Origin of the sequence: Photobacterium profundum (genome assembly GCF_003026285.1) — a bacterium.
Lineage (GTDB): Bacteria > Pseudomonadota > Gammaproteobacteria > Enterobacterales > Vibrionaceae > Photobacterium > Photobacterium profundum.
The window spans coordinates 196316-207518 of record NZ_PYOD01000007.1 but is presented as its reverse complement, the minus strand read 5'-3'; the positions used below and the strand labels follow the sequence as shown (position 1 = coordinate 207518).

The following is an 11203-nucleotide window of genomic DNA, read 5'->3' as shown; positions in this document are numbered from 1 at the left end:
AGAAATGAAGCATAAATTGACTGTGTCATCTTGCGATGATTAAGGTCACTCAGTTCATTGATAAATCTTTCGACTTAAAATTTCACGAGTGCCCACACAGATTGCATGGTCAAATTGTTAAAGAACATACTGACTAGGTTGCTGGCTAAGCGCCGTGCTCCGTGTCAGTGAGGTCGCATTATAGGGAGATATTTGTGAGTGACAACTCTTTTTTAAACAAAAAAAACCAACCGTTCAAAATTTAAACATGATTGGTTTTTGTGGGCTAAATATTACTCTCAAGGCGTGATATTAAAGGTTAATCGAATTCGCTGTACATAGATATAATAGTGTTCAATGCCATTGATTGAGTTGTATTCCAACGATCACTCCAGATAACAGAGACTTTAATCTGTTTAGATCCAGGTACCGGTGTATCATTATTTACCACAACCACTCTACTGACTGTTGTTCCTGCCATTAATAATGATTCTGTACTGCTCTTTATATCGCTATATAAGATAGTGCCCGTTCCAGCGCTTTGTGAGCGAGTTCTAAATAGCTCTAGTTTTTCTTCTGCTAGATATAAAGCATCAATGCTGTGAAGCGCATTTTCAGATTTCACTTCCATATAGGTTTGAAGCTTTACTAAACCGAGTACACCTACAGTAAGGACAACAAAAGAAATCAGCACCTCAATAAGACTAAAACCTTTCGATTTATAAATCATACCAAGAACCTTCTACCCAACTAATTGTTTCCAAGTCGTCTAGGGCATCTTTAAACACATCACTATTAAAGCTGAAGTCTAGACTTCCACGAATTTTTGCGGTTAAGCCAGGAGCATCCATAACATACCCCCCTTTAGGGTGGAATGCGCCAAATTGAAAATACCCGACAACCAATTTTTCCTGATGAGTCAGCTGACCCCCTGCAGACATTACATCCCATTGTGATTCAGTTGGCATAAACGTACTACCAGGTGATTTAAAGTGATAAATTAATGCACTTAATGTCTGAGCACCATTTACAGCTAAAATTCCATCTTGAACAACAAGAACAATTCCAGGTATTCCAGCTATAGTTATAGCCTCTTGAATTAGATTAGCATTTGAGCCTAAATCACAATTTCCTACGACCCAAATACGATCAGAATCAACAGCTATTTTACTTGCGATATCAGATGAACAACTTAAAGAACCAGCTATAACCGTAGTTGTCGACTTGTCTTTTATTTTTTCCCAATCTTTTCTTGGAACATGAAAAACATCCTTAAAAGGATCTAGATTTGCACTATAAATATAGTCATCACCAAATACAGAGGGTTTTGAGGAACCTATAACAATTTTATTATCTGCAACAATAGACTGATTTTCTGGTTTACATTTCGGCCATGTAGTTGAGTTACTATGAAAACCATCATATGGTGGATAAGCGTGGTGCAACCCAGCATTTGTGAGTGTTCCTTTAATTTCAACGTTGCCAGCATATCTTGCTATAACGCATTCATACTCACCTTCACTTTTAACGCCAGGATCGGGATACATCAAAGTAGTACCTTCTAAGAGAAGGTTTGATGTCGCTTTTATTATTCCAGGCGATCTGCCACCAGCAATGCTAAAATGTTTACTTATTTTCTTTGTTGCAATGTCATTAGTATTTCGTGATGTAATAACGTACATATCAGAGCTGATCGTATCAATTTCAATACTATTGCCCGAAGCATTACAGTCCGTATAAAAGTAATTCGAATTGGTAACCAACGAGAGATCTGACTCTTCATTAATCTTTGCAAAACCACACTCTAGCCCTCCCTCTGCCAACCAATGCGCTTGCCTTGCCAATACCTCATTTTGAGTTCGCTTAATTTGATAAAATACATTTTTATAAGATGCTAATGAAAACAATAACGACACCACTAATAACATTGCCGTTACTAATAAAGTCGCCATTCCTTTTTGACTATTCATCAGTACCAGTTCCTTGTTTTCACCTGAACTGACTTCGCCGACGATATAGAATCATCTAGCGTGGCAACTTCTAAGTTGATAGTCAGATATTGACTTGTTGTAGTAGCTGAACTTAAAACACTCTCCAAAACTTCAAACTTCGTAACTTTAATTTGTTTCTCATTCAAAGTTGATTGCCCGTACGCACAGGCATCTGCTGCAGTCAGCACTGAAGACTTTGTAGAGAAAGACCTTAATTTATTATCATCTCGGTAATATGTACGAAAGTGCTGATCCGTTCCATCATCATATCCATATATGATACAAGTCGGATTACCCAGAGAGGTTGATTTAAGATAAATCGTTTTCGTTGCACCGCTGAGAACAAAAGTCGATGACGCACCCGCTTTGTAACCGGCCCGCTGTATATCCTCTTTCATCATACGAAGTACATCATTAGTATCTTGCGCTAACATCAACTGCAATGTTCGCTGTGAAGCAAAAGAATATCCGTTCATAAAAACACTACCGATAACCGTCAACGATAATAATCCAATCGCAGATGCAACCAACAGTTCAATTAAACTAAACCCATTACAACTACGGACATTCCGTATAACCATATGCCCCCCCATCACTGCAAGAAACTAAACGTCCTGTCATTTTTCTTACTTCAACCCTGACAGTTTTACTTGAATCAATAAAAAAACCAAAATGCCCATCTTTCTTAGGGCGACCAGTAAGCTTGTCAAAACCTAGGGTAGAAAAATTTTCATATATTTTTATTGATGGAAAATCTACGCTAGATACCAGACCTAATAAAGTTCCATCAGATAATGATGCTTCAATACTCCACGGCGAAGAACTAGCAGCAGCTGAAGTACTCGCCATTGTTTTAGGTTGAATCGTGATATCTAGCCCCTTCATAACCGCTTCTGATTTCGCTTGAACTAACAACCATTCAATTTCGGTTGCTAACCGTTTTACTTTATTTGAATCAATTAAATTACTAAACGAAGGGGCGGCGGCAGAAACTAAAATAGCGATTATTGCGAGGGTTATAATCAGCTCTAATAGAGTAAATCCAAGAGCCTTCCAGCTATTAAAATGTATATGCTGTAATGATTGAACCATTTCGCGAGGCATTCCCCAGTTCCCTTTATAAACATGTTGATAGCAGAGTTTCAACTTGATTCATATCGTATCACCAGAGCAAAATACCCTTGATTATAAAGAGATAATTATCGAGTGAATTCGAATATTAGAGGAAGGGGTAGTCAATGAATGGACAAAAAGGCGTGACACTGATCGAATTACTTATTGCTGTAGCAATTATTGGCATATTAACTACTATTGCTTACCCTTCTTACCAAGAACATGTATTGAAGAGTTATCGCAATCAAGCGATGGGGGATTTAGCCATGATTCAATTAGAAATTGAAAGTAATAGAACAAATGGTACCGCCTACCCTAGTTCAATATCGCCCAACCTCTGTAGTGTATGTGATAATAGTGGGGAGCGGTATGTCTATGGAATCACATCAACGACGACCTCATACACTTTATCTGCAACAAAAACAGCATTACAAAGCCCTGACTATTGTGATGATTTGACGTTAAAAAGTACTGGTGAGACAACGCCCGCTAATTGTTGGAAATGATTTTTGATACCGATAGAAATAAAAAAGCCAGCTTGCGCTGGCTTCTTAAATTCATTTAACTCGGCAATTAATATTAGCCGGTTAAATCATCAAAAAATTTCTTCACACCATTAAAGAAACCTTCAGACTTTGGCTTATGCTTACTTGCTGCATTTCCACCAAAGCTTTCTTCTAGCTCTTTAAGTAGCTCTTTTTGATGAGAACTTAAATTAACTGGTGTTTCAACAACGAGCTTACAAATCAAATCGCCAACAGCACCGCCGCGTACAGACTTAACGCCTTTACCACGCATACGGAACATACGTCCGGTTTGTGTTTCTGATGGTACTTTTAGATTTACGCGACCATTCAAAGTGGGTACTTCGACTTCACCACCAACGGCAGCCATCGTAAAGCTAACAGGTACTTCGCAATACAGGTTGTTGCCATCACGTTCAAAAATTGAATGCTCTGCAACATGTACCTGTACATACAAATCACCAGCCGGTGCACCAAACTCACCCGCTTCACCTTCGCTAGAAAGACGAATACGATCACCAGTATCGACACCTGCAGGGATCTTAACTGACAAGGTTTTCGTTTTTTCAACTCGACCTTGACCATGACATGAATTACATGGGTCTTTAATGATCTTGCCGCGACCGTGACAATGTGGACAAGCTTGCTGTACAGCAAAGAAACCTTGACGCATTTGTACTTGGCCTTGGCCATGACAAGTGCCACACGTTGTTGCTGATGAACCTTTCTTAGCACCAGAACCGTCACACGAATCACAACCAACCAAGGTTGGTACACGGATTTCTTTAGAACAGCCACGAACAGCTTCTTCTAAAGTCAGTTCCATGTTGTAGCGAAGATCGGAGCCACGTTGAGCACGCGACTGTTGACGTCGACCACCGCCGCCGCCACCAAAGATATCGCCAAATACATCACCGAAGATGTCACCGAAATCAGCGCCGCCGCCACCACCGTAGCCGCCACCACCGCCACCTTGTTCAAAAGCTGCATGACCGTACTGATCGTATGCCGCTTTCTTCTGAGGGTCGGTTAGAATTTCATACGCAGTTTTGACTTCTTTAAATTTTTCAGTCGCATCTGCTTCCTGATTGCGATCAGGGTGAAATTTCATTGCAAGGCGTTTATAAGCCTTTTTAATGTCACGTTCTCCGGCATCTCGACCAACGCCTAGAACTTCATAAAAATCGCGTTTTGACATACTTAACTGTCACCTGCTTTAAATACAGCTACGGGCGATAGAGTAAACCCTAACGCCCGTTCGAAAATAAGATTATGAATTAACTATCTTATTTTTTTTCGTCTTTTACTTCTTCGAACTCAGCGTCAACAACATTGTCGTCTTGCTTTGCTTCTTGCTCGCCTTCACCGCTTGGTGCTTGCTGAGCTTGAGCTTGCTGTTGAGCGATTTCCATAAGCTTCTGAGAAGCAGCAACTAGCGCTTGAACTTTCGCGTCGATTGCTTCTTTATCTTCAGCTTTACGTGCTTCTTCTAATTCAGAAACAGCAGCTTCGATTTTCTCTTTGTCTTCAGCTGGTAGTGCTTCGCCAGCTTCTTCAACTTGCTTACGAGTACCGTGAATTAGCTGATCAGCTTGGTTACGAGCCGTTACTAACTCTTCGAACTTCTTGTCCGATTCTTTGTTAGCTTCAGCTTCTTGAACCATTTTCTCGATATCTTCGTCGCTTAGGCCGCTTGAAGATTGAATCGTGATCTTCTGCTCTTTACCTGTGCTCTTATCTTTAGCAGATACGTGCAAGATACCATCAGCATCTAGGTCGAATACTACTTCGATTTGTGGCATACCACGAGCAGCAGCTTGAATACCTTCAAGGTTAAACTGACCTAGTGATTTGTTGTAGCTAGATTGCTTACGCTCACCCTGAAGAACGTGGATAGTTACCGCGCTCTGGTTGTCTTCTGCAGTAGAGAAAACTTGGTTCGCTTTCGTTGGGATAGTTGTGTTCTTCTCGATTAGCTTAGTCATAACACCACCCATGGTTTCGATACCAAGAGATAGTGGCGTTACGTCAAGAAGAAGTACATCTTTCACGTCACCCGCAAGAACACCACCTTGAACAGCCGCGCCTACAGCAACAGCTTCATCAGGGTTTACGTCTTTACGTGCTTCTTTACCAAAGAACTCAGCAACTTTTGCTTGAACCATAGGCATACGAGTTTGACCACCAACAACGATTACGTCAGTGATTTCGCTTACAGATAGACCAGCATCAGAAAGAGCAACTTTTAGAGGCTCAAGAGAACGTTGTACAAGATCTTCAACTAGAGACTCAAGCTTCGCACGAGTCACCTTGATGTTCATGTGCTTAGGACCAGTTGCATCTGCAGTGATGTAAGGAAGGTTTACATCAGTTTGTTGTGCAGAAGAAAGCTCAATTTTCGCTTTCTCAGCAGCTTCTTTTAGACGCTGCATTGCAAGAGGATCGTTGCGAAGATCCATGCCTTGTTCTTTTTTGAATTCTTCAACTAAATAGTTGATCATGCGGTTATCGAAATCTTCACCACCAAGGTGTGTATCACCGTTAGTTGAAAGAACTTCGAAAGTCTTCTCGCCTTCTACTTCATCGATTTCGATGATAGAGATATCGAATGTACCACCACCAAGGTCGTAAACTGCGATAGTGCGATCGCCACCTTTCTTATCAAGACCGTAAGCAAGTGCAGCTGCTGTTGGCTCGTTGATAATACGCTTAACTTCTAGACCTGCGATACGACCAGCATCTTTCGTTGCTTGACGCTGAGCATCGTTAAAGTATGCAGGAACAGTAATAACTGCGCCTGTTACTTCTTCGCCTAGGAAGTCTTCAGCTGTTTTCTTCATTTTCTTAAGAATTTCAGCAGATACTTGAGGAGCAGCCATTTTTTGGCCTTTCGCTTCTACCCATGCATCGCCGTTGTCAGCTTTTACGATTTTGAAAGGCATGATTTTAAGGTCACGCTGAACTTCTTCATCTTCAAAGCGACGACCGATTAGACGCTTAATTGCGTATAATGTGTTTTCTGGGTTTGTTACCGCTTGGCGCTTAGCTGGTTGACCAACTAGCGTTTCACCATCTTGGGTGTAAGCAACAACAGATGCCGTAGTACGTTCACCTTCCGCATTTTCAATTACGCGCGGTTTGTCGCCATCAAGTACTGCTACACAAGAGTTAGTTGTACCCAAGTCAATACCAATAATTCTACCCATCAGGCTTTTCTCCGAAATTCATTTAATTTTACAAGCGCGTCCGAAATGGACGTCGCTATAATGGGGTATACCCAGACAAAATATGTTTACGATGTCGTATGATTACTAAATAAGGCCAATCATCCCCATTTCAAGGGCAACACCTAAAAAATATCAAAATAAAATAAAAAACCCACCGTAGTGGGCCTTTTTAAAGCTTTTATACAATTATGCTTGCATATCTACACTGCCAGCAGCAGCTTTAGATACCATTACCATTGCAGGACGAATAATACGGCCATTTAGCTCATAACCTTTCTGCATAACAAGCATGACAGTATTTGGTTCATGCTCTGCACTTTCTTGAATAGACATCGCTTGATGGAATTCAGGGTTAAATGCTTCACCTACAGGGTTATGCTGCTTCAGGCCGAATTTCTCAACTGTTGCAGTCATTGTCTTAAGCGTTAATTCAACACCTTCAATCATTGACTTCAATGCTTCGTCATTCTTATCTGCCATTTCGATTGCACGCTCAAGGTTATCGATAACAGGCAATAATTCTTCGGTAAATTTATTCAATGCAAATTTACGAGCTTTATCGATTTCGACTTCTGAACGTCGACGAACATTCTCTCCTTCAGCGCGAGCACGAAGCACGTTATCTTGCGCTTCTTTTACTTTTGCATCACTTGAAAGTAAAGCTGCTTCTAATTCCGCAATACGTGCGATTTGCATTTCTTCAGCAGTAATTTCTACAAATTCTTCCTCAGCAGAAACAGTCTCAGCCGCTTCTACAGTCTCTTGCTGCAGCTGTTCATCCTGTAGTTTTTTGTCTTCATTGTTCATGCTTTTACTTCTCCGCCAAGATACTGATGTATTTTAAATACAATTGTTCACAAATTTGAGCAGATAAACCAGTATTATCTACTCAAAAAAAACATTCATGTGCTTATTATGGGGATGAACGTCAATGATTCAAGCAGAGTTCGCTAACAAAGCGCGACAAGTCTCTAAACCTAAGGCTATACTGGCTTCACTATCATTTGTCGGATCAAGGACATGAAGCGCATTTTTCAAACAATCGCGTTAATTGGTAAGCCAAGAAACCCAGATGCTCTGCAAACTCACAAAACCCTCTTTGACTGGTTAACAGACAAAGGCTACGACGTTTTAGTCGATCATCGATTAGCGAACGACCTTGATGTACCTCAAGACTGTTTGTGCGATTTGCTTACTATTGGCGATAAAGCAAACCTCGCGATTGTCGTCGGTGGCGATGGCAACATGTTAGGCGCGGCGCGCGTGCTATCGCGTTTTGACATCGCTGTGATTGGTGTTAACCGTGGTAATTTAGGTTTTCTGACAGATCTTGACCCAGAAAGCTTCAAAGAAGAATTAACACGAGTGTTAGAGGGTGAATTTGTAACGGAACGTCGCTTTTTATTAGAAGCGGAAGTACATCGACACGGACAAATAAAAAGCCGAAACGCCGCATTAAACGAAGCTGTATTACACCCAGATAAAATCGCGCACATGATTGAGTTTGAAGTGTATATCGATGATAACTTCGCCTTCTCTCAACGTTCTGATGGTTTGATCATTGCCACCCCGACAGGCTCAACCGCCTATTCACTGTCTGGTGGTGGCCCTATTTTGTCGCCAAGTTTAAATGCCATAACGTTAGTGCCGATGTTTCCACATACGTTATCAAGTCGTCCTTTAGTGGTAGATGGTGATCGTTGCATCAAATTATTAGTATCGCCAGATAACGGCAGTACATTAGAAGTGAGCTGTGATGGGCAAGTTTCACTGCCAGTGAGCCCGGGGGATGAAGTGCATATCTACCAAAGCCCTGAGCAATTACAGCTTATTCACCCTAAGAATTATAACTACTACGGTGTACTCCGCGCCAAACTGGGTTGGTCAAGTAAACTGTTTTAATCACGCTTCTTTTCTGAAAGCAAAAAGCCAGCATCTTATTGCTGGCTTTTTATTACCTGAAATTCATCGACTTACCTTATTTAATTTTTTCATTAAATATTTCACACAGTACTTTACTGTATGTAGATACAGTATATACTGTATGAAAACACAGGTGTTGATTTAAACAGGTGAACACATGCTTTCTCATATGACTATCTCCAATTTTGCTATTGTCAAAAACCTTGAATTTGAACTCAAGTCAGGAATGACCACCATTACTGGCGAAACCGGTGCAGGTAAATCGATCGCGATTGATGCGCTTGGTCTCTGCCTTGGTGATCGCGCCGAAGCGTCTATGGTTCGTCCTAACGAAGATAAAGCAGAACTTTCTGCCGCATTTTCATTAAAAAATAACCAAGCAGCGCGCCGCTGGCTCGAAGACAATGAATTGGTCGATGGTGAAGAATGCATTCTTCGCCGAGTGATAACAAAAGAAGGTCGTTCACGTGGGTTTATTAACGGCAGCCCTGTTCCTGCTTCTCAGCAGAAATCATTAGGCCAATTGTTGATCAATATTCATGGCCAACATGCCCATCAGCAACTAATGCGCCCTGATTATCAACAGCAAATGTTGGATCAATATGCGGGTCATCACCTTTTAATGGATAAAACACGTCAGGCTTATCAAAACTGGCGTCAGACGAATAATGAATTAAAGCGCCTAACTCAAAATCGTGAAAAAAATGAAGCACAAAAGCAGCTTATTCAATACCAAGTAAAAGAACTGCATGATTTAGCACTTGGCGAAGACGAATACAGCGAGATCGAAGAAGAGCATAAACGCTTATCAAATAGCGGTGAACTTGCACTTTCGAGCCAAACCGCCCTATCGATTTTATATGACAACGATGATGGCAATGCCTTACAGCTACTTCAAATGGCAAGCCAGCAAGTCGTATCCTTGGGTGAATTCGATAATAGCTTGAGTGCAATTCCACAAATGCTGGAAGATGCCATTATCCAAGTTCAAGAAGCTAGCCAAGAGCTACGGGGTTATTTAGATAATCTGGATATGGATCCCCAACGTTTAGTCTACCTAGAAGAACGCATTGCTAAAATTTTATCGTTAGCCCGTAAGCATTACGTTATGCCTAACGAACTCTTCCAGAAACACCAAGATCTACTCAAAGAGTTAGAACAACTTGATTGTAGCGATGAGCGACTAGAAGAACTTGCAGAGCTTGTTGAAAATAAACGACAAGCATTCTTAGCAACAGCAGAAAAACTCAGTAAAAGTCGCCACCGTTATGCCAAAGAACTTGATAAAAAGATCTCTTGCAGCATGCATGAACTCAGCATGGAACACGGCATCTTTAAAATTGACGTACAAAATGATGCAGAAGGAATGTTAAGTCCACTAGGCTTCGACACCATCACCTTCTTAGTATCGACCAACCCAGGTCAACCACTGCAACCCTTAGGTAAAGTCGCATCTGGTGGTGAGTTATCGCGTATATCGTTAGCCATTCAAGTGATAACAGCCCAGAAAATAGAAACACCCAGCCTTATATTCGATGAAGTCGATGTGGGTATTAGTGGACCAACAGCCGCAATTGTCGGAAAAATGCTGCGTACTTTAGGCAATTCAACCCAAGTCATGTGTGTAACACACTTACCGCAAGTTGCAGGTTGTGGCCACCAACAAATGTTTGTTGCCAAGAAGAGTACCAAAGGACAAACAGAAACAAGCATGTGCCCTTTAAATGACGACGCTCGTGTTGCCGAGCTAGCAAGATTGCTAGGCGGGAGTGAGATTACCGACCGTACACTAGCGAATGCGAAAGAATTACTGATTGCAGCATAAATATTGATATAAATTAGCATTATGTTCTGATTAATGAGACATATCGCTAATCATTTTGGCTAAGATGAAATAAACTTAAGTAGAAATGCAACTATAGGGGCTGACAGCAGTCTCAATTAGAGTTTTTTCTTTGCCACTTTTTTTACTTCTGCTTTGACCTTGTTTATCATCGCAGCAGTTAAAGCTAAAAAGCCAGGATGCTATGAGTTGGAAAAATATCGCCGCACTAACACTAGCGTTAAGCTTGCTTAGTGGTTGCTCAGTAATTGAGAAATTGGTTTACCGTATTGATATCAACCAGGGTAACTACCTTGAGCAATCTGATATTGATACGCTTCGTATGGGCATGAACAAAGAACAAGTACGTTATGTACTAGGTTCACCAATGCTTGTAGAGCCAAGCTACCCTGATACTTGGTATTACGTGTATTACCAACAACCAGGTCATGAAGAAAGCGTACAAAAGAATTTGATTTTGGCGTTTGATGCTCAGAACAAGTTAACTGGAATGAAAGGTGATTATCAGCCTGGACCAAACTTCTTAACTGCCATCAATTAATGAAAAAGCTCGCATTGGCGAGCTTTTTCTTTATCTGCTTTGCAACGTAAAGAGCGACAAAC

At 41.1% G+C, this 11203-nt stretch carries 11 protein-coding genes; 4 read left to right on the top strand and 7 right to left on the bottom strand.

Going from position 1 to position 11203, the window contains the following annotated elements; all coding sequences use genetic code 11:
• Positions 1-298 precede the first annotated feature (298 nt).
• Genes C9J48_RS17720 through C9J48_RS17705 form a run of 4 tightly spaced genes read right to left on the bottom strand, consistent with a single transcriptional unit; the run spans position 299 to position 3074 of the window.
• Positions 299-709, bottom strand: coding sequence for a type IV pilus modification PilV family protein (locus tag C9J48_RS17720; RefSeq protein ID WP_107281197.1), 411 nt, complete (start codon positions 707-709; stop codon positions 299-301).
• Positions 699-1949 (bottom strand): hypothetical protein, encoded by a 1251-nt coding sequence (locus C9J48_RS17715; protein WP_006230761.1) that lies wholly within the window; start codon positions 1947-1949, stop codon positions 699-701. The genes C9J48_RS17720 and C9J48_RS17715 overlap by 11 nt, the downstream gene beginning before the upstream one ends.
• Complete coding sequence (locus C9J48_RS17710) at positions 1949-2551, bottom strand: PilW family protein (protein WP_006230760.1); 603 nt, start codon at positions 2549-2551, stop codon at positions 1949-1951. Before C9J48_RS17710 ends, C9J48_RS17715 begins: the two co-directional genes overlap by 1 nt.
• Positions 2529-3074 (bottom strand): pilus assembly FimT family protein, encoded by a 546-nt coding sequence (locus tag C9J48_RS17705; RefSeq protein WP_006230759.1) that lies wholly within the window; start codon positions 3072-3074, stop codon positions 2529-2531. The genes C9J48_RS17710 and C9J48_RS17705 overlap by 23 nt, the downstream gene beginning before the upstream one ends.
• Positions 3075-3208: 134 nt before the next feature.
• Between C9J48_RS17705 and C9J48_RS17700 the strand changes: the two genes are divergently transcribed.
• Positions 3209-3589: a type IV pilin protein gene (locus C9J48_RS17700; RefSeq protein WP_006230758.1), complete on the top strand. Its 381-nt coding sequence runs from the start codon at positions 3209-3211 to the stop codon at positions 3587-3589.
• A 73-nt stretch (positions 3590-3662) separates the two neighbouring features.
• Here the strand turns inward: C9J48_RS17700 and dnaJ are convergent, their stop codons facing one another.
• From dnaJ to grpE, 3 genes are all read right to left on the bottom strand, one after another.
• Positions 3663-4805 (bottom strand): molecular chaperone DnaJ, encoded by a 1143-nt coding sequence (gene dnaJ / locus C9J48_RS17695; RefSeq protein WP_006230757.1) that lies wholly within the window; start codon positions 4803-4805, stop codon positions 3663-3665.
• Positions 4806-4893: 88 nt separating this feature from the next.
• Complete coding sequence (dnaK, locus tag C9J48_RS17690; protein WP_006230756.1) at positions 4894-6813, bottom strand: molecular chaperone DnaK; 1920 nt, start codon at positions 6811-6813, stop codon at positions 4894-4896.
• A gap of 207 nt (positions 6814-7020) precedes the next feature.
• Positions 7021-7641: a nucleotide exchange factor GrpE gene (gene grpE / locus C9J48_RS17685; RefSeq protein WP_006230755.1), complete on the bottom strand. Its 621-nt coding sequence runs from the start codon at positions 7639-7641 to the stop codon at positions 7021-7023.
• A gap of 213 nt (positions 7642-7854) precedes the next feature.
• On the opposite strand from grpE, the gene nadK reads away from it, so the two are divergent.
• The 3 genes from nadK to bamE all read left to right on the top strand — a co-directional run bounded on the left by nadK (position 7855) and on the right by bamE (position 11141).
• Positions 7855-8736, top strand: coding sequence for an NAD(+) kinase (gene nadK, locus C9J48_RS17680; RefSeq protein WP_006230754.1), 882 nt, complete (start codon positions 7855-7857; stop codon positions 8734-8736).
• A gap of 178 nt (positions 8737-8914) precedes the next feature.
• Positions 8915-10582 (top strand): DNA repair protein RecN, encoded by a 1668-nt coding sequence (gene recN / locus C9J48_RS17675; protein WP_006230753.1) that lies wholly within the window; start codon positions 8915-8917, stop codon positions 10580-10582.
• 202 nt (positions 10583-10784) lie between these two features.
• Positions 10785-11141, top strand: a complete 357-nt coding sequence (gene bamE, locus C9J48_RS17670; protein WP_006230752.1) for an outer membrane protein assembly factor BamE — start codon at positions 10785-10787, stop codon at positions 11139-11141.
• The last annotated feature ends 62 nt before the right edge of the window (positions 11142-11203 follow it).